This window comes from Castellaniella defragrans (genome assembly GCF_014203015.1).
Lineage (GTDB): Bacteria > Pseudomonadota > Gammaproteobacteria > Burkholderiales > Burkholderiaceae_B > Castellaniella > Castellaniella defragrans.
The window spans coordinates 254,862-277,961 of sequence record NZ_JACHIB010000001.1; the positions used below are offsets into that span (position 1 = coordinate 254,862).

Here is a 23,100-nt window from a genome sequence, read left to right on the forward strand (position 1 = left end):
CGCCTGTCCCGATCTCCGCCTGTCCCGATCGCCCCGGCCCGATCATCCCCAGTCGGGCGGGCCGCTGCGCAGCGGCCCTGCCGGCAGGTCCCAGCCCCAGCGGGCGCCTGCCACCCGGCAGGGCGCCCGCAGTCTTTGCGCGGGTCCCCAGGCGGTCGGCTCGATCGCCGGGTCGTAGGCCGCGTCGGGCGCCGGCCCCAGGGCGGGCGCATCCTGAGCCGGCGCGCCGGGCGCGGCGTCGGCCGCTTCCTGCAGCAGCCGCGCCATCCGCGCCAGGGACACGCGCCAGCCGCCGCCGCGGCCGGTTTCCCGGCGCAGCGCCAGGCCGCGCAGCGCGCAGGCCGCCATCAGGTAGCCCGCCGACTGGTCCAGCGCCTGCACCGGCAGGGGGTCGGGCGCGGCGTCCTCGCCCGCCCAGGCGATGCCGGCGCTCATCTGCACCAGACTGTCGAATCCCCGGCGCCCGCGCCAGGGGCCGGTCCAGCCCCAGGCGTCCAGGCAGACGTCCACCAGGCCGGGCCGGAGGGCCTGGCGGGTCTCGGCGTCCAGCCCCAGCGCGTCCAGGGCGCCGGGCCGGTAGCCGTGGACCAGCACGTCGGCGCCGGCCAGCAGCCGCCGGAACCGGTCCCGCCCCGCGGGGCTGCGCAGGTCCAGGAAGGCGCAGCGCTTGCCCACGGTGACTTCGGGCACCATGCCCGGCTCGTCCCAGTCCGCCGGGTCCAGGCGCAGGACCTGGGCGCCGTAGGCGGCGAGGAAGCGCGTGGCGGCGGGGCCGGCCAGCACGCGGGTCAGGTCCAGCACGCGGATGCCCGCCAGCGGCCGCCGCGGATCGGGAGCGTGCATCCCGTCGAAGGTCGTTCCACCCGAGGCCGTTCCGCCGCCGGCCGCCCCCCCGCCGTTCACCCCGCCGCCGTCCGGCGCCGCGGCCGATCCGGGCAGGCGGTGGACCAGCGGCTCGGCCGCGACGGCGCGGCCCTGCGGATGGTCGCGCCAGGCGGCGGGCGGGCGCAGGGCGGCCGCGCAGCCGCCCCGCTCCACGATGGCGGCCTCCAGCGCCTCGGCGGATTCGCCCCGGATGCGCTCGGCGACGGCCGCGCGCGCGGCGTCGTCGGGCAGCCCCAGCGCCGCCAGCGCGCGATGGCGATGGTGGGCCGCGTTGGCATGCAGGCGGATCCAGCCGTCCCGGGCCGCGTAGTCGCCCGTGACGGCGTCGCGCACGTCGGGCCGCTTCCAGCCCTGCGGCCGGATGCTGTAGCCGAACCACCAGGAGGCCAGCGCCCGGTCGAGCAGCACGGAGGGCGGGTCGCCGGGCCGCGCCCAGCGCGCCAGCATCAGCGCGGCCGAGCCGATGGCGGCGCAGGCCAGGCCGCTGACCGGATAGCGCGAGGCCAGCCCCGCCCGGCCTTCCACGCGCAGCGCCCCGGGCGGCGCGTCCGCGTCCGCGTCCAGCGCGGCCAGCATCTGCCGCAGCATGCCGATGTGATCCGAGGATTCGACGTCCATGATTCGTCCTCCATGCGCGAGCATCTCCAACCGCGGCAGCCCTCCACCGCGCGGCCTGCAGACCGCCCGGATTCGCCAGGCACGGCTCAGTCCGCAGGGGACTGACCCGTGTCCAGGCTAATCCATTCTGTAAATCGCCCGGTGTTCGCGGATCGCGTAGCGGTCGGTCATGCCGGCGATGTAGTCCGCGATCGCCCGCGCCTGGTCCAGCGGGTCGTCGCGCCGGTATTCGTCGGCCAGCAGCCGGGGATCGTCCAGGAACGCCCGGAACAGTTCGCGCACCACGCGCCGGGCCTTGCCCGTCATGCGCATGACCTGGAAGTGCCGGTACAGGTTCTGCAGCAGGAACTGCTTGAGGGCGTCGGCCTGGGCGCGGATCTCGTCGGAGAAGGCCGCCAGAGGCGGGCCGGCCCGGACATCGTCCGCGGACCGCGGCCGCAGCCGGGCGATGCGGTCCGCCGTGGTGCGCGTCAGGTCCAGCACCAGGGTGTTGATCATGGCGCGGATGACCTCGGACACCAGGCGCTTGGGCTCGGCGTCCGGGTAGCGGCGCAGGACCTGTTCGTGGTGCGCGGCGAAGATGTCCAGGTGCAGCAGCTGCGGCAGCGTGATCAGCCCCGAGCGCAGGCCGTCGTCCACGTCGTGGTTGTTGTAGGCGATCTCGTCGGCCAGGTTGGTGAGCTGGGCCTCCAGGGACGGCTGGGTGCCGTCCAGGAAACGCGCGCCGACGTCGCCCAGCCGCCGCGCGTGGGCGCGCGAGCAGTGCTTGAGGATGCCCTCGCGGGTCTCGAAGCAGAGGTTCAGGCCGTTGAAGGCCGCGTAGCGTTCTTCCAGCTCGTCGACCACCCGCAGGCTCTGGAGATTGTGCTCGAAGCCGCCGGCCTCGGGCGCGAACTCGCGCAGGCAGGCGTTGAGCTCGTCCTGGCCGGCGTGGCCGAAGGGCGTGTGGCCCAGGTCGTGGGCGAGCGCGATGGCCTCGGTCAGGTCCTCGTTCACGCCCAGGTTGCGCGCCAGCGTGCGCGCGATCTGCGCGACCTCGATGCTGTGCGTCAGGCGGGTGCGGAACAGGTCGCCCTCGTGGTTGAGGAAGACCTGGGTCTTGTATTCCAGCCGGCGGAAGGCCGAGCAGTGGATGATGCGGTCGCGGTCGCGCTGGAAGGCGGTGCGGCCGGCGGGCGGCGGCTCGGGATGGCGGCGTCCCCGGGAAGCGTCCGGGTGGCAGGCGTAGGGAGCCGGATCGATCCGATGGTTCATGCCTGCTCGACTCCTTTCGATCGGGGGCCTAGGATTGCGCGGCGCCCGGCAGCAGCGGACGGACCGTGTCGTCGTCCACCGCCCGGACCTCGGCCCGCCCCAGGGCCGGCAGCAGCACGTAGCGGATCCGCCGGCCTTCGTTCTTCTTGTCCACCCGCATCAGGTCCAGCCAGCGGGCGGCGCCCAGGCCGGGGGGATCGACCGGGCAGCCGATGGCCCGCACCAGCGCGCGGATGCGGTCCACGGCCGCCGCGTCCAGCCCGGCGACCCGCGCGGACAGTTCCGCCGCCATGACCATGCCGCAGCCCACGGCCTCGCCGTGCAGCCAGTGGCCGTAGCCCAGGCCGGATTCGATGGCGTGACCGAAGGTGTGGCCGAAATTGAGGATGGCGCGCAGGCCGGATTCGCGTTCGTCCTGGGACACGACCCAGGCCTTGAGTTCGCAGGAACGGCGCACGGCGTGCCGGATGGCCTCGCCGTCGAGCGCGCGCAGGGCGTCGACGTGGGATTCGCACCAGTCGAAGAATTCGGCGTCGGCGATCATGCCGTACTTGACGATCTCGGCCAGGCCGGCGGAAATTTCCCGCGCGGGCAGCGTCGCCAGCACGCCCGGATCGATCTCCACGGCCAGGGGCTGGTAGAACGCCCCGATCATGTTCTTGCCGCGCGGATGGTTGATGGCCGTCTTGCCGCCCACCGAGGAATCCACCTGCGCCAGCAGCGTGGTGGGCACCTGCACGAAACGGATGCCGCGCATGTAGCACGAGGCCGCGAAGCCGCAGACGTCGCCCACCACGCCGCCGCCCAGGGCCACCAGCACGGCCTTGCGGTCCAGGGCCGCCGCCAGCAGCGCGTCGAAGATGCGGTCCAGGGATTCCCAGGTCTTGTACTGCTCGCCGTCGGGCAGCTCGATGGCCAGCAGCGGCTTGCCGGTGGCTTCCAGGGCCGCGCGCAGCCGCGCGCCGTAGAGCGCGCCCACCGTGGTGTTGGTGACCACGGCGATGGCCGTGGCGTCGGCCGGGATGCTGTCCGCGACGGCGTCCAGCCGGCCCGCGCCGATGTGGATGGGATAGCGCCCGCCGGGCGTCTCGACCTGGACCGTGTGCGTGGCTTCGACCGTGTGCATGGCTTCCTATTGAGTGGTGTGGACCTGGACGGGAGGGGTGTGGGCCTGGACGGAGGGCCGGGCCGGCAGCAGCGGCAGCAGGCTGCGCAGCACCTGGGCGACGGGCTGCTCGCCCGTGTCCAGCGTGACCTCGGCCACGCTTTCGTACAGCGGCTCGCGCTGCGCCAGCAGATCGGCGATGCGCTGGCGCGGATCGTCGGTGCGCAGCAGCGGCCGGTTGCGGTCCCGCGCCACGCGCCGGTAGAGTTCGTCGGCCCCGGCCCGCAGGTAGACGACGCAGCCGCGCTCGCTCAGCATGCGGCGGTTTTCCTCGGCCAGCACGGCGCCCCCGCCCGTCGCCACGACCAGGCCGGGCCGGCGCGTGTATTCATCCAGCGCGGCGGTCTCGCGGCGGCGGAAGCCCGCCTCGCCCTCGATGTCGAAGATGGTGGCGATGCGCACCCCGCAGCGCGCCTCGATGGCGTGGTCCAGATCGACGAATTCGCGCCCCAGCGCCGCCGCCAGCTGGCGGCCGATCGTGGTCTTGCCCACCCCCATCATGCCGACCAGGAAAATCGGCCGCGCGCCGTCCCGCTCCGCGGGGGAGATCCGGGTCGAATCGGTGGCGCATTCCATCGTCATGGCGGGGCATCGGGCTGTTCGTTTGCGTGTATTATCGCATCAGCCGGCGTCCCGGCCGGCTTCGCCTGCGCGCATCATCCTGTTACACAGACTCCGCCCCCGCCTCCGGGCCCCATTCGGGCAGGGCTTACAATCGCCTCTGATGAAACCCACCAATACCTCCTCCAAGCAGAAGGCCCCGGCGGCCCGCTCCTGGTTCACGCGGTTGGTCCTCAAGGCGATCGTGCTTTTCGCCGGCCTGGGCCTGTGCGGGGCGCTGCTCATGAGTCTGGCGCTGGCGCTGGCCTGGCCGAATCTGCCGGACCTGACGGCGATGATCGACTACCGGCCGCGCGTGCCGCTGCGCATCTACACCGCCGACAAGGTCCTGATCGGCGAATTCGGCGAGGAACGCCGCAACGTCCTGCGCTTCGACGAGATCCCGGACGTCATGAAGTCCGCCATCCTCGCGGCCGAGGACGACCGCTTCTACCAGCACGGCGGCATCGACTGGGCGGGCGTGCTGCGCGCCGCCCTGGCCAACACCATCCACATGTCCAAGACGCAGGGCGCCAGCACCATCACCATGCAGGTGGCGCGCAATTTCTACCTGTCGTCGGAAAAGACCTACACGCGCAAATTCTACGAGCTGCTGCTCACCTTCAAGATCGAGGCCACCCTCACCAAGGACCAGATCCTCGATCTCTACATGAACCAGATCTTCCTGGGCCACCGCGCCTACGGCTTCGCCGCGGCCAGCCGCACCTATTTCGGCAAGCCGCTCGCCGAGATCACCCCGGCCGAGGCCGCCATGCTGGCCGGCATCCCCAAGGCCCCGTCGCGCTTCAACCCGATCTCCAACTTCGAGCGCGCCAAGGCGCGCCAGGCCTACGTGCTCAGCCGCATGCGCAGCCTGGGCTACCTGACCGACGCCGAATACCAGCGCGCCGTGGAGCAGCCCATCGTGATCCGCTCGGCGGCCAACACCCCGGGCGGGCGCTACGGCATCCACGGCGACTACCCGGCCGAACTGGCCCGCCAGCTGCTCTACGGCGTCTACCAGGACGACATCTACTCGCGCGGCTTCAACGTCTACACCACCATCGACTCCAAGGGCCAGGAAGCCGCCTACCAGGCGGTGCGCGAAGGCATCCTGGACTACACCCGCCGCGCGCCCTACACCGGCCCCGAGGAAAACATCGACCTGCCCAAGGGCATCGAATCCGATCCCGAGGCGCTCAACGACCTGATCGACGAGCAGCAGGAAAAGCATCCCGACAACGGCGACCTGCTCATCGGCATCGTCCTGTCGGCCAGCCCCACCGAGGTCCGGGTCGCGCGCAGCGCCAGCCAGATCATCGACATCACCGACAAGCGCGCCCTGCGCGTCGTGGCGCGCGGCCTGGCCCCCAACGCCAAGGAATCCGTGCGCATCCAGCGCGGCTCGGTCGTCTACGTGCACCAGACGCCCGAATACTGGGAACTCATCAACAAGCCCGCCATCCAGGCCGCCCTGGTCTCGCTGAGCGCCCAGGACGGCGCCATCCAGGCCATGGTGGGCGGCTTCGACTTCGACGAGGGCAAGTTCAACCGCGTCACCCAGGCCTGGCGCCAGCCGGGCTCGTCCTTCAAGCCCTTCATCTACGCCTCCGCCCTGGAACGCGGCCTGACGCCGGCCACGCAGATTTCTGACGAACCCTTCTCCCTGACGGCGGAGCAGACCGGCTCCAAGGCCTGGAACCCCAAGAACTACGGCCGCTCCTACGAGCCCATGCTGACCATGCGCCAGGGCCTGTACAAGTCCAAGAACATGGTCTCGATCCGCATCATGCAGGCCGTGGGTCCCCAGTACGTGCAGGACTACGTCACCCGCTTCGGCTTCGACCGCTCGCGCCAGCCGGCCGTGCTGCCGCTGGCCCTGGGCGCCGGCAGCGTGACGCCGCTGCAGCTGGCCGGCGGCTACGCGGTCTTCGCCAACGGCGGCTACCGCGTGCCGCCCTACCTGATCGACTACGTCACCGACAGCAGCGGCAAGGTCATCATGCGCTCGCGGCCCACCGTGGCCGGCGACACCCTGGCGCGCGTGATCGATCCGCGCACGGCCTACGTCATGGACGACATGCTGCGCGGCGTGGCCACCTACGGCACCGGCGCGCGCGCGCACCGCGAGCTCAAGCGCAACGACATCGGCGGCAAGACCGGCACCACCAACGACTCCCAGGACGCCTGGTTCGCCGGCTTCACGCCGAAACTGGTCGCCGTGGCCTGGATGGGCTTCGACCAGCCGAAATCCATGGGCCAGGGCGAGACCGGCGGGGGCGCCGCCCTGCCCATCTGGGTGGACTACATGCGCGCCGCCCTGGCGGGCCAGCCGGAAATCCCGCCCGGCCCCGTGCCCAGCGGCCTGACGCGCATCGACGGCGACTTCTATTTTTCCGAATTCCCGCCGGGCACGGCCATCGCCCGCGTCGGCCTGCCCGCGCCGGGCGACCCGGTGCCCGGCGCCCCGGGCGCCCCCGCCGGCGGCCTGGACGGCATCGGCACGCTGCTCGATCAGCTGCACGGCGAATCCTCCGATGCCGATTCCGGCGGCGCCATCCCCCAACCCGTCCGCGTGCCTTTCTGATGAAGACCTCGTCCCTGCTCCCGAACGCTGTCCGCCTCCTGGCCGGTGCCGGCCTGGCCCTCGCGCTGGCCGGCTGCGGCATGAAAGGCGACCTGCGCCTGCCCGAACCGCCGCCGGCCGACGCCGCGCTGGCGGCCCCGCCCTCCATCGCGCCGGCGTCCGCGCCGGACCACCCAAGCCCCGCCTCGCAGCCCTGACCTTCATGACCGCCGATTCCCCCTTCCCTCTCCGGGGTGGCATCCTGCATGCCGAAGACATCCCGCTGCCCGAACTCGCCGACCGCTACGGCACTCCCCTGTACGTCTATTCCCGCGCCGCGCTGCGCGCCGCCTGGTACCGCTACGAGCGCGCCATCGCCGGGCACGACGCGCTGATCTGCTACGGCGTCAAGGCCAATTCCAACCTGGCCATCCTGCACGAATTCCAGCGCCTGGGCGCCGGCTTCGACATCGTCTCGGGCGGCGAGCTCGAACGCATCCTGGCGGCGGGCGCCAGCCCGGAGCGCGTGGTGTTCTCCGGCGTGGGCAAGCAGGGCTGGGAGATCCGCAAGGCGCTGGCCGCGGGGATCAAGTGCTTCAACGTCGAGTCGGCCGCCGAGCTCGAACGCCTGGCCGACATCGCCCAGGAACTGGGCGTGCGCGCGCCGGTGTCCCTGCGCGTCAACCCCGACGTCGACGCGCGCACCCATCCCTACATCTCCACCGGCCTGAAGGAAAACAAGTTCGGCGTGGACATCCGCCAGGCGCCCGAGCTGTACCGCCAGGCGCTGCAGCATCCGGGGCTGGAGATCGTCGGGGTGGATTGCCACATCGGCTCCCAGATCACCCAGATCGCCCCCTACCTGGACGCGCTCGACAAGCTGCTGGACCTGATCGACGCCCTGGCGGCCGATGGCATCGCCCTGCAGCACCTGGACCTGGGCGGCGGCCTGGGCATCCGCTACGTCGACGAGACCCCGCCCGACCCGGCCGAACTGCTGGAGCCGGTCTTCGCCGCGCTGGCGGCCCGCGGGCTGGACCACCTGCAGCTCATCCTGGAGCCGGGCCGCTCCCTGGTCGGCAACGCCGGCGTGCTGCTGACCCGGGTCGAATACCTCAAGCGGACCGAGGCGCGCAATTTCGCCATCGTGGACGCCGCCATGAACGACCTGATGCGCCCCGCCCTGTACGAGGCCTGGCACGGCGTCGTGCCGGTGGCGCCGCGCGCCGGCACCCCGGTCGAGACCTACGACGTGGTCGGGCCGATCTGCGAAAGCGGCGACTGGCTGGCGCGCGGCCGCGCGCTGCCCATCGAACAGGGCGACCTGCTGGCCATCCAGTCCGCCGGCGCCTACGCCTTCTCCATGTCCAGCCAGTACAACACGCGGCCGCGGGCCGCGGAAGTCCTGGTGGACGGCCAGGATTCGTGGCTCGTCCGCCCCCGCGAAACCATCCAGGAACTGTACGCCCAGGAGCGCATTCCCCACCGACCCTAAACTTCCGCTCCTTCCGGACGTCAATCGCCCATAGCCCCGGCGTGCGCATTGCTGAAACCGGACCGTTATCCATCCCTTTGCTTCATGGCGATCAAGACGCTCCCTTCCAGCCCGTCCACCCCTCCCGCCCGCTCCGCCGCCGGCCGCGTCTGGTCGTTCCTGCTGTACGCCGGGACCCCGGTCCTGATCATCCTGGGGCTGATCGCCGCCCTGCTGCTGTTGCAGCCGCGCTATACGGATTCCGCCGGCCAGCCGCTGACGGCCCGCTTCCTGCACGCCGACACCGCGCTCGACCCGGCACAGGCGCTGGCCCGGCTGCGCACGCGCCCCACCCGGCTCGCCGAGGCCGCGCCGGACGGGCCGATCTGGCTGCTGGCCGACCTGCCGGACGGCCGCGACGCCGACGCGTCCGCGGGGCTCGCCCTGCTGCTGCCGGTGCACACGGCCGCCCCGCCCGAATGCTGGCTGGCCCGGGACGAAGCCGACGACGGCGCCGGATCGCCCCTGGCGGAGATCGAGGTCCGGGACGGGCTGCTGGGACAGCAGATGCGGCTGCCGGCCGCGGCGGCCGGCCAGGCCCTGTGCCGGCTGGTGCTGTCCTTCCCCACCCGGCTCTCCATCGAGCAATGGCAGGGCCACACGCTGTCCGAGACCACGGCGCACACCGCCCAGGCCGCCGGCCTGCTGGAAGGCGGCCTGCTGACGCTGGCGGCCTTCCTGGTCATCATCGCCCTGACCATGCGCGAGCAGCCCTACATGGTCCTGGCCTGCTGGATCCTCTGCAACCTGCGCCTGGGCGCCTGGGCGCTGGGCTGGGACCACCAGTTCCTGGGCCAGATCATCCCCCCCGATCCGCTGGTCTGGGTGCGCAAGCTGACCGTCCTGCTCTACTACGCCCTGACGATCCACCTGTTCGTCACCCTGTTCCGCCCCAGCCTGGACGCCGCCACGGTGCGCCGCCTGCGCCTGGTCGGCCGCTGGAGCGCGATCTGCCTGCTGCTGGCGCTGCTCGCGCTGCCCCACGACTGGTTCCAGCTCACGACCTTCCTCACCGCCTGGCTGGCCTCGGCCCTGGTCACGGTCACGCTGGTCCACGGCCTGTTCCGCTTCAACACGCGCTCGCAGCTCTGGCACACCATCGGCGTCTGCCTGGCCCTGGCGGTCCTGCTGACCGGCCTGGTCCTGATCGGCCTGGGGCGCGCGAGCCTGATCGCCCCCTTCCCGGGTACGGTCGCGCTGCTGCTGTGCAACCTGCTGATCGCCCTGGCGGCCGCCGACAAGATGCGCGAGGAGCGCCAGCTGCGCCTGCGCCAGCGCAACGACCTGATCGCCCGCGACACGCTCACGCCGCTGGGCCTGTTCACGCTGGGCGCCACCCGGCATTTCGAGCACCTCAATCCGAACGCGCGCGAGATCCTCGACATCGCGCCCGATTCGGACCTGCACGCGCTCGCCTGGAGCGACTTCTTCCCCAAGGTGGACTGGCTGGCGATCTCCGTGGCCACGGAGCAGGGCCGCGACACCGAGATCCAGCGCATCCAGGCCGCGCGCGACGCGCCGGCGCGCAACTTCCTGCTGCGCGCCACGCTGGTGGGCAGCCGCGTCGAAGGCTCCCTGCAGGACATCAGCGCCCGCACCGAGACCATCCGCAAGCTGCGCCTGATGGCCGACAACGATCCCCTGACCGACACGCTCAACCGCCGCGGGATCGAGAAGACCATGCAGAAGGCGATCGAGAACCTGCAACAGACCAACACGCCCTGCGCCCTGGCCTTCCTCGACCTGGATCACCTCAAGCGCGTCAACGACCTGTTCGGCCATTCCACCGGCGACACGCTGCTGCAGATGGTCTGCGAACGGCTGAAATACTCGCTGTCCGACGAACAGCCGCTGGGCCGCATCGGCAATGACGAGTTCATCATCCTGTTCCCCGGCATGCGGGCCGGCGAGGCGCGCCGCGCGGCCCAGGACATGATCGAGAGCCTGAACGGCTCGGCGCTGTACGTCGGCGAACGGGCCTTCCAGCTCAAGAGCGCCATGGGGCTGATCGACATCGACCGCAACATGACCCCCAAGGACGCCATCGCCGCCGCCAGCCGCGCCTGCCGCGATGCCCGCAAGCAGCACCAGGACGTCGTCCTGTACGAGGAGAACGCCCGCGAGCTGTTCGACCACATCGACGAGATGCACCTGTTCGAGCAGCTGGAAAGCACCGGCACGTCCGAGGACATCTTCCTGGAGATGCAGCCCATCATGTCGCTGCGCCATCCCCTGAAGACGCTCAACTTCGAGGCGCTGCTGCGGGTGCGCAACACCGGCGCGCGGCCGCTCCAGACCGACAAGATCATCCAGGCGGCGGAAGACAGCGGCATGATCACCGCCATCGACAAATGGGTCTTCACGACGCTGCTGGAGTGGATGTCCAGGCACCACCTCAAGCTCGGCCAGACCCGCCAGGTCAACGTCAACCTCAGCGGGGTGTCGCTCAACGACGACCGCTTCATCAACGTCCTGTTCGGCATCCTCAACCAGCAGCCGCAGTTCACCCGCCGCCTGTGCGTGGAAATCACCGAGGGCGTGGCCCTGCAGGACCTGGAGCGCACCCGCCAGTTCATGCGGCGCCTGCAGCGCATGGGCGCGCGCGTGGCCCTGGACGACTTCGGCGCCGGCTACACCTCGTTTTCCTACCTGAAGGAACTGCCGGCCGACATGATCAAGATCGACGGCACCCTGATCCGCGACATGCTCGCCAGCGAGGCCAACATCGCCATCGTCAACAGCATCGTGGACCTGGCCCACAACCTGGGCATGGAATGCATCGCCGAATGGGTCGAGGACGTCGCCACCCTGCGCGCGCTCACCGACATGGGCGTGGACTACGTCCAGGGCTACGTGATCTCGGGCTCGCGGCCGCCGCTGGACCTGCTTGCCTGCGACAACATCCTGCCGCTGGTGGGGGACCCGGCCGCCCGCGCCTACATCGAGGAAATCAGCGGGCGGCGCCTGACGTAGGGCGCGCCGGCGGGACGGCCCGCGGCGGAACGGAGCCCCTGGAGCGGGGCCCGCGGATCAGAGTTCGCCGTACGAGTGCAGGCCCGACAGGAACATGTTGACGCCCAGGAAGGCGAAGCTGGTCACCAGCAGGCCCGACAGCGCCCAGTAGGCCGACATGGCGCCGCGCAGGCCCTTCATCAGGCGCATGTGCAGCCAGGCGGCGTAGTTCAGCCAGACGATCAGCGCCCAGGTTTCCTTGGGGTCCCACTGCCAGTAGGTGCCCCAGGCGTCGGCCGCCCACAGCGCCCCCAGGATCGTGGCCACCGTGAAGAAGGCGAAACCCACCGCGATGGCGCGGTACATGATGTCGTCGAGGATCTCCAGCGACGGCAGCCGCCGGGCGATCGGCGCGCGGAACGCCAGGATCGTGCCCACGACCAGCGCGCCGATGCCGAAATACAGCATCCAGGTGGCCGACAGCTCGCGCGAGCCGAAGATCAGCGGCTCGGCGCACAGGACCGCCCCCAGGACGAACACCGGCACCAGCGGCTTCCAGCTGCGGGTCTCGCCATGCGACTTGACCAGGTAGGCGAAGCCCACCATGGCCGCCAGGCTGAAGGTGCCGTAGCCGATGAAGTTCGCGGGGACGTGCAGCTTCATCCACCAGCTCTTCAGGGCCGGGACCAGGGGCTGGATCTGGTAGGCGTCGCGGGTGAAGGAATACCACAGCAGGAACACCACCAGCGAGCTGATGACCAGCAGCACGAAGCCGCCCAGGGCGCGCGTGGCGTAGCGGCGCTCGTAGTACAGGTAGAACAGCGCCGTGACCAGGCACAGCAGGACGAAGACCTCGTAGAGGTTGCTGACGGGGATGTGGCCGATGTCCGGCCCCAGCAGGTGGCCTTCGCGCCAGCGCACCAGCAGCCCGGTCACGCCGGCGTAGACCGCCGCCCAGGTGAGGAGGGTGCCCACCCAGGCCGCCGTGCGGCTGGCGAAGCCGATCCAGTAACAGACCGTCGCCAGGGCGAACAGGGCGCACATCCACAGGATGGCCGACTGCGAGGAGATCAGGTATTTCAGCAGGAAGGTGCTCTCGGCGCGCGACAGGTCGCCCTGCAGCAGCGCGCCCGTGGGGCTGTAGAGCCAGATCGCCAGCAGCGCCGTCAGGCCGCTGGCCACCATCAGGGTGCGCAGCGGCCGCCACAGCCAGCCCATCCAGCTGAACAGGCCGACCGCGCCGATCAGGATCAGCTTTTCGTAGTAGTCCATGAACGTGCCGTATTCCGTCAGCACGTGGCCGGCGCCGACGGCCAGCAGCAGGAAGAAGGCGAAATCGGTCCAGTCGGGCCGGCCCCGGCGGCCGCGGCGGTCGCCGCTGGCGTTCATGTCATGGGGCCAGGCGGCCGCGGCGCGCGCGGCGATGGAATCAGACGTCATGATCGGGTCCTCCGGACAAGCGGCGCAGGGCATCCCGCAGCCGTTCGTATTCGTGATTGAAATCCAGGGTGCGCCGCTGGGTGGTCATGGCGGCCAGCCAGGCGCTGCCCCCGTCCTGCGGCCGGATCCACACCCAGACGCGGCGTTCGCGGATGTAGAACATCGAGAACACCCCGAGCACCAGCAGCAGGCAGCCGATGTAGACGATGGTCTTGCCGGGGCTGCGGGCCACCTGGAAGACGCTCGCCTGCACCTGCTCGAAGCCGGTGAGCTGCAGGGCCACAGAGGCAGGATAATCCGGCAGCGTCGCCAGCGCCAGTACGGCCTGGCGCATCCACTGGCGGTCGCGCTCCGCGTCCGGGCCCTGCGGATCGAGCGCCGGCTCGCCCGCGCCGGCCCGCGCCAGGTCGCGCAGTTCGGTCAGGCTGAGCTGGATCATGGGCACGGCGAAGTTCAGGATCTTTTCCCGCTGGTCGGGCGGTGCGGCGTCGATGATGCCGTTGAAGCCGTCGCGCGCGAAGGTGCGCAGCGCCCCGCGCGCGGCCTGGAACATCAGCTCGCGCTGCTCGCCGGCGGGCGCGTTGCGCTCCGCGAAGCGCCGGGCGGCCTGGTCGCGCAGGCCGGCGTCGTCCAGCGCGGCGCGCAGCCGCATGAATTCCGCCATCGTCCCCTGGCCGTCGGCCGGCACGCGCAGGTAGCGGTAGGGCTGCGAGGCGCTGTTGCGCACCCCCAGCAGGAACATCGGGACGTCCTCGATCATCACCGGCAGCAGGTACTGGTTGAACTCGTGCGCCTGGCCGTCGGCGCCGATCAGCCGGTACTGCACGCTGGGCCCGACGTTGCGCAGGCCGTCGTTGCGCGGCCGGGCCGCGCTGCCGGTCACGGCGGCCACGTGCTCGACCACGTCGGTCGGCTGCGGCCCCTGGCCGTCGCCCATGTTCTCGACGTTGATGACGCGCAGGCCGGTGTAGTCCACCACCAGCCCGCCCAGGCTGGCGGGCAGCCTGCCTTCGCGCCCGACCGTGCCGGCGACTTCCACCGGCTGCGCGCCGCCGCCCCGCAGCGGCCAGGCCTTGAGCTGCAGGGTGCTGCCGCCGTCGTCGAAACTGGACTGGTAGACCGTGACGCCGCGATAGTGCAGCGGCTCGTTCACCTGGATCGTGCGGTCGAAGGACTCGCCGGTCGCCAGGTCGGTCACCGTCACGTCGCTGCGGAAATCGCTGGGCATGCCGGTGTCGTAGTAGTCGATGTGGAATTTGTTGAGCTTCAGCGTGAAGGGCAGGGGCTGCAGCAGCACGCCCTGGCCCGCCGCCACGATGCCGACGCTGCTCTGCTTGCCGTCGGGCACCAGCATATTGGCCCGGAAGCTGGGATTGCGCGCCGACAGCCGCCCGGACTCGGGCACCTCGGAGATCAGCATGTTGCCGGTCACGGGCTGCTTGTCGAACAGCCAGGTCTGCAGCCGCACCGGCAGCTCGCTGTCGAGCAGCCCGCCCAGGCAGATCACGACGATGGCCACGTGCGCGAAGATGTAGCCCAGGCGGTTGGCCGCGCCCTTCTTCGCCGCCACCATGCGGCTGTCGCCGTCCTCGCGCACCCGGTAGCGGAAGCCCTGGGCCCGCAGCAGCGCGCCCACTTCGGCGCAGGCGCGTTCCGGCGGCAGGTCGCTGGAGAGCTCGACGCGGTGGTGGAAGGCCCTGAGGCTGGAGCCGCGCACGTATTCCCGGAACGAGCGCATGTCGCGCAGCATCTTGGGCGCGTTGCGCAGCACGCACAGGGTGGTCGAGACCACCAGGAAGGCCATGATGAGCAGGAACCACACGCTGTTGTAGACGTGCCAGATGGAGAACTGGTCGAAGACCGCGAACCAGAAGGGCCCGAACTGGTCGACGTAGGCATTGGCCGACTGGTTCTGCGGCAGCACGGTGCCGATCAGGCTGGCCACGCAGATGAACACCAGCAGGCTGATGGCGAAGCGCATCGAGCCCAGGAGCTCGACGACATCGGCGCCCAGGGGGCGGGAAGAGGGGGAAGGCGCCACGGCGGCTCGACTCATGAAAATGAAATGCCCCACGCCGCGCCTTCGGCTCGCGTCCACCTCGCAGCATGCATGCCGCGGGGATTCGCCAGGCTCGAAACGGTCCGAAGGGACTTGTTCGTGTCCTGGCTCATCCCCCCAGGGGGGCGCTTTTTACCTTGGGGCGGCCCGGCGGTAAAAAAACAGGGGGTGCGCTCGCGCGTGCCCCCCTCGATTCAAGTCTTTTAAGTTTCAACGATACACCGGTACGCGCCGGGATCCCTCCAAGACCCTGCGCGCGACCGGGAAATCCGCCCGCCGCCCTAGCGCAGGCCCGCCGCGTAGTCGGCCACGGCGGCCAGGTCCTTGTCGTTCATGCGGTCGGCGATGTCGTGCATGATGTCGTTGGCCCGGTCGCCCGAGCGGAAGAGCTTGAGCTGGTCCAGCAGGTATTCGGGGTGCTGGCCGGCCAGGCGCGGGAATTCGGCCGGCAGGCCGGCGCCGTTGGGCGAGTGGCATGCGGCACAGGCCGGCACCTTGCGGTCGGCGATGCCGGCGCGCCAGATGGTCTGGCCGCGTTCCATGGTGGCTTCGTGCGTGGCCGTGCCGGCCTTGTCCCAGTCCATCTTCTGCTGCGACAGGTACAGCGCGACGTTCTGGATGTCCTGGGGCGTCAGGGTGGGGGCGATGGTGGACATGATGGACGGCGCGCCGTCGGCGCCCGTGCGCACCGCGCGCTTGTCGCCCTGCGGCACGAAATCGCGCAGCTGCTTGGCGATGTATTCGTGCGGCATCGCGGCCAGGTTGGGATTCATGGGGATGGTGCTGTTGCCGCCTTCGCCGTGACAGGTGACACAGGCCAGCACGCCGCGCGACATGTCGCCATTCAGGAACAGCTGCTCGCCGGCCTTGGCATCGGGTTTTTGCGCGTCCTGGGCTTGGGCGAAGCCGGGCAGGGCGCCGGCGAGAATCAGGCTGCCGGCCATGAACACACTGGAAAGCGCACGCTTCATGAGATCCTCGGTGGTGATTCGTTCACGACGCCGGGATCCGGCGCCTGACAAGGCCGACACCGTATCCGCCCGGGACACGCGATGCGCGGCGCAACATTCAATATGAAATTATACAATAGGCTTCACCCCCCTCTCCTGTCGAGCCCGCCCCCCGTGTCTCTCCTCCATCGCGCCCGGTTCACGGTGTCCGCCGCCCGGCTGGACCAGCTGCCCGCCCCGACCACCGCCGAAGTCTGTTTCGTCGGCCGCTCCAACTCGGGCAAGTCCTCGGCCATCAACGTCCTGACCAACCAGCGCCGGCTCGCCTTTTCCAGCAAGACGCCCGGCCGCACCCGCCTGATCAACCTGTTCGGCATCCCCGATCCGCTCGCGCCGGACGCCTGGCTGGGCTTCCTGGTGGACCTGCCCGGCTACGGCTACGCCGCCGTGGACCGCGCGGCGCGCGACGAATGGGCCGAGGTCCTGGGCGGCTACCTGCACGAGCGCGCCAGCCTGGCGGGCGTGGTGCTGCTGATCGACATCCGCCGCGGCGTCACCGACCTGGACCGGCGCCTGGCCCGCTGGATCGCCCTGCGCGGCCTGCCCACCCTGGCCCTGCTGACCAAGGCCGACAAGCTGCCCTACGGCCAGCGCATCCAGGCCGCCGCGCGCGCGCGCAAGGACCTGGCGGACATCGGCACGCTGACCGCGCTGCCCTTTTCCGCCACCCACCGCATCGGCCTGGACGAGGCCGCCGCCCACATCGAAAACTGGATCTCGCCCCAGGCCGTGCCCTGAGCGCGCGAGCATCCTCCCACGCCCCCTTCATCGTCCCGCCGCGCGCGGCGGGTGTTTTCCGGAGTCCCGCATGACCGCCTTCCTGCCCCCCGCCGATTTTCCCGCCATGCGCCTGCGCCGCAACCGGCGCGACGACTTTTCCCGCCGCCTGGTGCGCGAGACGCGCCTGTCGGCCGACGACCTGATCTATCCGGTGTTCGTCTGCGAGGGCCGCGACGTGCACGACCCGGTGGCCTCGATGCCGGACGTGGCGCGGCAGTCCCCCGACGTCCTGCTGCGCACGGCCGAGCAATGCCTGGAGCTGGGCATCCCCGTGCTGGCCCTGTTCCCGCACATCGACCCGTCCCTGAAGACGCCCGACGGCCAGGAGGCCGCCAATCCGAACGGCCTGATCCCGCGCACCGTGGCCCTGCTGAAATCGAAGTTCCCCGAACTGGGCGTGCTCACCGACGTGGCGCTGGACCCCTACACCAGCCACGGCCAGGACGGCCTGATCGACGACGACGGCCAGCTGCTGAACGAGCCCACGGTGGCCATGCTGGTGCGCCAGGCGCTGACCCACGCCCAGGCGGGCGCCGACATCGTCGCCCCCAGCGACATGATGGACGGGCGCATCGGCGCCGTGCGCCAGGCGCTGGACGCCCAGGACCGCATCCACACCCGCATCATGGCCTACTCGGCCAAGTACGCCAGCGCCTTCTACGGGCCCTTCCGCGACGCGGTGGGCTCGGCCGCCAACCTGGGGGCGTCCAACAAGGCCACCTACCAGATGGACCCGGCCAACCGCCTGGAGGCCCTGCGCGAAGTCGCCGCCGACATCCGCGAAGGCGCCGACATGGTGATGGTCAAGCCCGGCCTGCCCTACCTGGACGTGCTGCGCGAGGTCAAGGACGCCTTCGGCATGCCGACCTACGCCTACCAGGTCAGCGGCGAATACGCCATGATCAAGGCCGCAGCCGCCAACGGCTGGCTGGACCACGACAAGGTGATGATGGAATCGCTGCTGGCCTTCAAGCGCGCCGGCGGCGACGGCATCCTGACGTACTTCGCCATCGCCGCGGCGAAGATCCTGCGCGCGCGGGGCTGAGGCCGGCGCGCCGTTCGACCCTTGCCGTTCAGGCCTCGGCGGCGCACGCCAGGCAGTCCCGCTCCGACGTTCCGTACAGGCAGACGCGGTTGCGGCCGCCGCGCTTGGCCCGGTACAGGGCCTGGTCGGCGTGCCGCAGCAGCTCGTCCAGGTCCGCGCGCGGGCTCTGGGAATCGTGCACGATGCCGATGCTGACCGTGATGCGCAGCGGCTCGTCGCTGTCGTAGTACAGGCTGATGCCTTCCACGCAGGCGCGCAGGCGCCGGGCCGTCTCGACGGCGTCCTCCAGGGAGCAGCCCGGCAGGATCAGGCCGAATTCCTCCCCGCCCAGCCGCCCGAACAGGTCCTGGGGGCGGATGGCGCCGCGGATCGTGCGGGAGAATTCCTGCAGCACGTTGTCGCCCGCCGCGTGGCCGTGGGTGTCGTTCAGCTGCTTGAAATGGTCGATGTCCAGCATCATCAGGCCGTTGCCGTGCAGGAACGGCGGGATCTGCCGGAGGTATTCCTGAGCGCCGCGCATGAAGGCCGGCCGCGACAGGGCCTGCGTCATCTCGTCGTGGTCCAGCGCGCGGTTGAGGGACACGATCAGGTCGCTGCGGGCCGCCAGGGCGCTGGACATCAGCAGCGGCGCGGCCACCACCAGCAGCAGGCCCAGTTGCAGGGAGACCAGCGCCCAGCCGGACATGCCCGTCAGCGAGCCGCCGGCGGGTGGCCCCGGCCAGCCGGCGCCGATGCCGGACACGATGCCGAGCACCGTCAGCAGGACCAGCCAGGCCACCATCCGCTGCGAGCAGGCGTGGGCGCAATACATCAGCGAGGCCAGCGGGAACACCAGGGAGCCGGCGCCGCCCAGCGCCAGGCACAGCGCCAGGCTGGCCAGCCACGCCAGCGGCGGCAGCCAGACCGCCCGGGCCGCCAGCAGCCGCAGCAGGCCGCGGCCCGCGCGGCGGCGCTCGCCGCGGAGGAATCCGGGCCGGGGCAGCAGCAGCACCGGTGGCAGGAAGACGCAATAGCCCAGCCAGCGCCCCAGCAGGCCGCTGAGGGCATCCGCGCTGCCCGGGATGCCGCCCGTCTGCAGGTAGCCCAGGCCGCGGGCCACCGCCGAGAGGACGATGGCGCCCGCCAGGCCGGCCAGCAGGATCCGGACGATGGCGCCGGGCGTGCGCAGGCTGTCCTGGGGCAGGAAGCGGGACAGGACGAGCCAGACGACGAACAGGCCCGACAGATCGGCCAGACCCTGCGCCGCGGCCTGACCCCAGGCCAGCCGGGCCAGCACCAGGGCCGCGCCCAGCAGGGGCCAGGCGAGGGAGGGCACGCGCATGCGGGAACGCAGCAGCGCCCCGGCCAGGATCGCGTCGACCGGCCACAGCGCCAGGCTGCCGAACACCGGCCACGCCCACAGAGCGGCGAACACCAGCGGAAACGCCGCGGCGGCCGGCCAGGCCGCGCGGGCGATCATACGCGTGAGGTGTGTCCCGAGGCCAACCGCCTGATTCATGATCAGCGCATTCTTTTCCTGATGTCTCCGGAGGAAATCCGCCGCCCACCCGCGCGGCGCCCTCCGTCCGCCTGCACGCCCTGGCGGTCCTGAAAGCCGGGGGCGCCCAGGATAGCACGAATGTAATAAAATGATCCAGATCGGAAATGCTCGTTGCATTCCTTTCATTTCTGCCGGCTTGCCGCCCCTCAGCTTGCCGCACCGCGGCCTTCCGCGCCGCGGCCTTCCCCATCGCGGCCGCCGCGGCTCAGCGCCGCCGCACCGTCGGGCGCTCGCCCACGGGCACCTCCAGCGTCACGTTCCTGCCGGCGCGCCATACGCCCAGGCGGGCGGTGCCGCCCGCCCGCAGCGAGGCCAGGCGGTTGACCAGGTCGTAGGCGTCTTCCACCGCCCGGCCGTCCAGCGTGCGGATGACGTCGCCCACCCGCACGCCGGCGCCCGCCGCCGGCCCGCCCGGCAGGACGCGGGCGACGATCGCGCCGCGCGTGTCCTTCAGGCGGAAGGCCTGCGCCAGGTCGGGCGTGATGTCCTGCGGCTCCAGGCCCAGCCAGCCGCGCCGCACGCGGCCGTAGGTCAGGATCTCGTCCAGGATGTGGTGCGCGGCCGCCGCCGGGATGGCGAAGCCGATCCCCAGCGAGCCGCCGGTCTCGGAATAGATCGCCGTGTTGATCCCGACCAGTTCCCCGCGCGCGTCGATCAGCGCGCCGCCCGAATTGCCCGGGTTGATGGCCGCGTCGGTCTGGATGAAGTCCTCGTAGGTGTTCAGCCCCAGGCGGTTGCGGCCCACGGCGGAGACGATGCCCTGGGTGGTGGTCTGGCCCACGCCGAACGGATTGCCGATCGCCAGCACCACGTCGCCCACGCGCACCGAGGGCGCGGGATCGAAGGCGATCGCGGGCAGGTCGGGCAGGCCGATCTTCAGCACCGCCAGGTCGCTTTCAGGATCCGCGCCGACCAGCTTCGCCGCCGCCTGGCGGCCGTCGCGCAGGCGCACCTCGATCGCGTCGGCCGCCTCGATCACGTGGTAGTTGGTCAGGATCGTGCCATCGGCCCGCACGATCACGCCCGAACCCAGGCTGGTGGCCGATTCCCGCCGCGTGAACCCCGGCAGGCCGCGCAGGAACCGTTCCAGGCCGGGATCGGCCGGCAGCGGCACCAGCGGCACGTCCACGTGCTTGGCGGTGTAGATGTTGACCACCGACGGCGCGGCCCGCGCCACGGCGTCCGCGTAGCTGAACGGGGCCGCGCCCGGAGCGGGGGCCGAGGGGGCCCGGGGCGCCGCCGGCGCGCCGGGCGCGGGGCCGGGCTCGGGCGCGCCGCCCGGCAGCCACTGCGGCCGCAGGGTGGCCACCAGAAAGAGGATGGCCAGGCAGACCGTCACGGTCTGGGCGAAAATCAGCCACAATCGTCGCATGAACATGACATCATCCGATACGTCCCGCGCGTGCGGTCCCCTGCGCGGCCCCGGCGCCGCCCGGATGGGCCGGACGCAGGACGATCCGCACGGGCCGGCCCGCGGCCGGATCCGCCCATGCGGCACAGACGGAAAGACGCGCTGAAGGACAACATCCCATGGTTACCGAAATCTCCCGGCAGGAACTGGCGGACTGGCTGAACGAGGCGTTGCAGCCGGAACGCTTCCGTGATTATTGCCCGAACGGCCTGCAGGTCCAGGGGCGCGGCGCGATCCGCCGCATCGTCACCGGCGTGACGGCCTCGCAGGCCCTGATCGAGGCCGCCGCCGCACGCGATGCGGACGCCATCCTCGTGCACCATGGCTGGTTCTGGAAGAACGAGGACCCCTGCATCCGCGGCCCCAAGCACCGCCGCCTGGCGGCCCTGATGGCGCGCGAGATCAATCTGTTCGCCTACCACCTGCCGCTGGACGCCCACCCCGAATGGGGCAACAACGCCCAGCTGGCGCGCGTCATGGACTGGATCCCGGACACCGGCCCGGACGGCGCCCCGCGGCGCTGCGGCCCGGACGGCCTGGTCTGGCTGGGCGCGCCCGCCCGCGAGACGACGGTGGGCGCGCTGGCGGCCGACATCGCCCGCCGGCTGGCGCGCGAGCCCCTGGTGATCGGCGACCCGGCGCAGCCGGCACGGCGGCTGGCCTGGTGCACCGGCGCAGCCCAGGGCATGATGGACGCCGCCCTGGCGGCGGGCGCGGACTGCTACGTGAGCGGGGAGATCTCCGAGCCCACCGTGCACCTGGCGCGCGAGACGGGCGCGGCCTACATCAGCGCCGGCCACCACGCCACCGAGCGCTACGGCGTGCAGGCCCTGGGCAAGGCCATCGAGGCCCGCTTCGGCGTGCCCTGCGAATTCGTGGACATCGACAATCCCGTCTAGCGCGGCGGCCGGGCCCCCGGGGGCCGCGGCCGGGCGCGCGGCCCGCGCACGCACGGCCTGTGCTTCCTATTTTTTCAGGGCGTCGCGGATCTCGCGCAGCAGGAGGATGTCTTCGGGGGGCGCCGCGGCCTCGGGGGCCGGCTCGGCCTCGAAGCGGCGGCGGGCGTTGTTCACCAGCTTCACCAGCATGAACACCACCAGGGCCAGCAGCAGGAAATTGACGAAGATGGTGAGGAAATGGCCCCAGGCGAACACCACCGCGCCCGCCTTGGTCAGGTCGGCCATCGTCATGGCGCCGGCATAGCCTTCGGGCAGGCGCAGCACCCAGAAAAGGTTGTCGAAATTGACGCTGCCGCCGAGGATGAAATTGATGAGCGGCATGAACAGGTCGTTGACGATCGAATCGATGATCTTGCCGAAGGCGCCGCCGATGATGACCCCGATCGCCAGGTCCATCATGTTGCCCTTGATGGCGAATTCACGGAATTCTTTGATGAAACCCCCGGCTGCGCTCATTTCGCTCGTCCTCCATCCATTTACCCCACTGGGCGTAACGCTATAATACGCGGTTGAAGACCCTTGTGGGGCGACCTTTTCGCGGCTCCACGCACAGGCAGATCACGTTCAAAACGCTCCGCCCCCAGGGCGGCAACCAGGGATAACAGAATGAGTCAGCATCCGACACAGTCCGACGAGCAGGGCGCAGTCGACCCGAACCTGCCCCCCGATCCTTCGCGCCGCTTCTGGGTCGCATCGGCCTGTACCCTTGGCGGAGTGGCGGGCGTCGCCACGGCGGTGCCGTTCGTCGGCTCGTTCGCCCCGTCCGAAAAGGCCAAGGCGGCCGGCGCGCCGGTCGAGGCCGACATCTCCGGCCTGGCCGAAGGCCAGATGATGACCGTCGAATGGCGCGGCAAGCCGGTCTGGATCGTGCGCCGCACCAAGGCCGAAATCGAAGCCCTGCCCAAGCACGACGCCGAGCTCGCCGATCCCCAGTCCGACCGCCCCGGCTTCACGCCGGAATGGGCGAAAAACGAATACCGCTCGCGCAAGCCCGAATACTTCGTCTGCATCGGCATCTGCACCCACCTGGGCTGCTCGCCCACCGCCCACTTCCAGACCGGCGCCCAGCCGGGGCTGCCCAGCGACTGGCCGGGCGGCTGGTTCTGCCCGTGCCACGGCTCCACCTTCGATCTGGCCGGCCGGGTGTTCGCCAACAAGCCCGCCCCTGACAATCTCGAAATCCCGCCCTACGTCTTCTCCGCCGACGGCAGCCGCATCACCATCGGCGTCGACGAAGACAACAAGGCCTGATGGACGCCCCCGTTCATCCTTTTGCGATATT

18 protein-coding genes are annotated in these 23,100 nt (G+C 70.9%); 8 read left to right on the forward strand and 10 right to left on the reverse strand.

What is annotated here, in order from left to right; translation table 11 throughout:
* Positions 1 to 42: 42 nt before the first annotated feature.
* From HNR28_RS01130 to HNR28_RS18200, 4 genes are all read right to left on the reverse strand, one after another.
* Positions 43 to 1,503, reverse strand: coding sequence for a CoA transferase (locus HNR28_RS01130; RefSeq protein ID WP_184142433.1), 1,461 nt, complete (start codon positions 1,501 to 1,503; stop codon positions 43 to 45).
* Positions 1,504 to 1,620: 117 nt separating this feature from the next.
* Positions 1,621 to 2,757, reverse strand: coding sequence for a deoxyguanosinetriphosphate triphosphohydrolase (locus HNR28_RS01135; RefSeq protein ID WP_043679520.1), 1,137 nt, complete (start codon positions 2,755 to 2,757; stop codon positions 1,621 to 1,623).
* A gap of 28 nt (positions 2,758 to 2,785) precedes the next feature.
* Positions 2,786 to 3,883 carry a 3-dehydroquinate synthase gene (aroB, locus tag HNR28_RS01140; protein ID WP_151024898.1) on the reverse strand — a complete coding sequence of 366 codons (1,098 nt, stop codon included), beginning with the start codon at positions 3,881 to 3,883 and terminating at the stop codon, positions 2,786 to 2,788.
* Positions 3,884 to 3,889: 6 nt separating this feature from the next.
* A complete protein-coding gene (locus HNR28_RS18200; protein ID WP_052356014.1) occupies positions 3,890 to 4,498 on the reverse strand; it encodes a shikimate kinase in 609 nt (202 codons plus the stop codon).
* A 148-nt stretch (positions 4,499 to 4,646) separates the two neighbouring features.
* Between HNR28_RS18200 and HNR28_RS01150 the strand changes: the two genes are divergently transcribed.
* From HNR28_RS01150 to HNR28_RS01165, 4 genes are all read left to right on the forward strand, one after another.
* On the forward strand, positions 4,647 to 7,109 hold the full coding sequence (locus tag HNR28_RS01150; protein WP_151024897.1) for a penicillin-binding protein 1A: 2,463 nt from the start codon (positions 4,647 to 4,649) through the stop codon (positions 7,107 to 7,109).
* Entirely contained in the window at positions 7,109 to 7,306 is a 198-nt protein-coding gene (gene lptM, locus HNR28_RS18205; protein ID WP_052355521.1) for an LPS translocon maturation chaperone LptM, read from the forward strand. The genes HNR28_RS01150 and lptM overlap by 1 nt, the downstream gene beginning before the upstream one ends.
* A 5-nt stretch (positions 7,307 to 7,311) precedes the next feature.
* On the forward strand, positions 7,312 to 8,583 hold the full coding sequence (gene lysA, locus HNR28_RS01160; protein WP_052355520.1) for a diaminopimelate decarboxylase: 1,272 nt from the start codon (positions 7,312 to 7,314) through the stop codon (positions 8,581 to 8,583).
* 84 nt (positions 8,584 to 8,667) lie between these two features.
* The gene (locus tag HNR28_RS01165; RefSeq protein ID WP_151024896.1) at positions 8,668 to 11,595 is read left to right on the forward strand and encodes a putative bifunctional diguanylate cyclase/phosphodiesterase; all 2,928 of its coding nucleotides are present in this window, start codon (positions 8,668 to 8,670) and stop codon (positions 11,593 to 11,595) included.
* A 57-nt stretch (positions 11,596 to 11,652) separates the two neighbouring features.
* On the opposite strand, the gene ccsB is transcribed toward HNR28_RS01165, so the two are convergent.
* The 3 genes from ccsB to HNR28_RS01180 form a co-directional block, all read right to left on the reverse strand.
* Positions 11,653 to 12,963 (reverse strand): c-type cytochrome biogenesis protein CcsB, encoded by a 1,311-nt coding sequence (gene ccsB, locus HNR28_RS01170; RefSeq protein ID WP_409360352.1) that lies wholly within the window; start codon positions 12,961 to 12,963, stop codon positions 11,653 to 11,655.
* A gap of 40 nt (positions 12,964 to 13,003) precedes the next feature.
* Positions 13,004 to 15,070, reverse strand: a complete 2,067-nt coding sequence (locus HNR28_RS01175) for a cytochrome c biogenesis protein ResB (RefSeq protein ID WP_151024895.1) — start codon at positions 15,068 to 15,070, stop codon at positions 13,004 to 13,006.
* A gap of 284 nt (positions 15,071 to 15,354) precedes the next feature.
* A complete protein-coding gene (locus tag HNR28_RS01180; protein ID WP_043679508.1) occupies positions 15,355 to 16,044 on the reverse strand; it encodes a c-type cytochrome in 690 nt (229 codons plus the stop codon).
* A gap of 153 nt (positions 16,045 to 16,197) precedes the next feature.
* Here HNR28_RS01180 and yihA point away from each other — a divergent pair, with 153 nt between their 5' ends.
* The gene (yihA, locus tag HNR28_RS01185; protein ID WP_043679505.1) at positions 16,198 to 16,821 is read left to right on the forward strand and encodes a ribosome biogenesis GTP-binding protein YihA/YsxC; all 624 of its coding nucleotides are present in this window, start codon (positions 16,198 to 16,200) and stop codon (positions 16,819 to 16,821) included.
* A 70-nt stretch (positions 16,822 to 16,891) separates the two neighbouring features.
* Positions 16,892 to 17,908, forward strand: coding sequence for a porphobilinogen synthase (gene hemB / locus HNR28_RS01190; protein WP_043679502.1), 1,017 nt, complete (start codon positions 16,892 to 16,894; stop codon positions 17,906 to 17,908).
* A 28-nt stretch (positions 17,909 to 17,936) separates the two neighbouring features.
* Here hemB and HNR28_RS01195 read toward each other — a convergent pair whose 3' ends face one another.
* Positions 17,937 to 19,367 (reverse strand): GGDEF domain-containing protein, encoded by a 1,431-nt coding sequence (locus HNR28_RS01195; protein ID WP_184142436.1) that lies wholly within the window; start codon positions 19,365 to 19,367, stop codon positions 17,937 to 17,939.
* Between the two features lie 286 nt (positions 19,368 to 19,653).
* A complete protein-coding gene (locus HNR28_RS01200; protein ID WP_184142442.1) occupies positions 19,654 to 20,820 on the reverse strand; it encodes a trypsin-like peptidase domain-containing protein in 1,167 nt (388 codons plus the stop codon).
* A 158-nt stretch (positions 20,821 to 20,978) separates the two neighbouring features.
* On the opposite strand from HNR28_RS01200, the gene HNR28_RS01205 reads away from it, so the two are divergent.
* Entirely contained in the window at positions 20,979 to 21,758 is a 780-nt protein-coding gene (locus tag HNR28_RS01205) for a Nif3-like dinuclear metal center hexameric protein (protein ID WP_043679496.1), read from the forward strand.
* A 66-nt stretch (positions 21,759 to 21,824) separates the two neighbouring features.
* On the opposite strand, the gene mscL is transcribed toward HNR28_RS01205, so the two are convergent.
* Positions 21,825 to 22,274 (reverse strand): large conductance mechanosensitive channel protein MscL, encoded by a 450-nt coding sequence (gene mscL / locus HNR28_RS01210; RefSeq protein WP_043679485.1) that lies wholly within the window; start codon positions 22,272 to 22,274, stop codon positions 21,825 to 21,827.
* 150 nt (positions 22,275 to 22,424) lie between these two features.
* Between mscL and petA the strand changes: the two genes are divergently transcribed.
* Entirely contained in the window at positions 22,425 to 23,069 is a 645-nt protein-coding gene (gene petA, locus HNR28_RS01215; RefSeq protein ID WP_043679482.1) for a ubiquinol-cytochrome c reductase iron-sulfur subunit, read from the forward strand.
* Positions 23,070 to 23,100 lie beyond the last annotated feature (31 nt).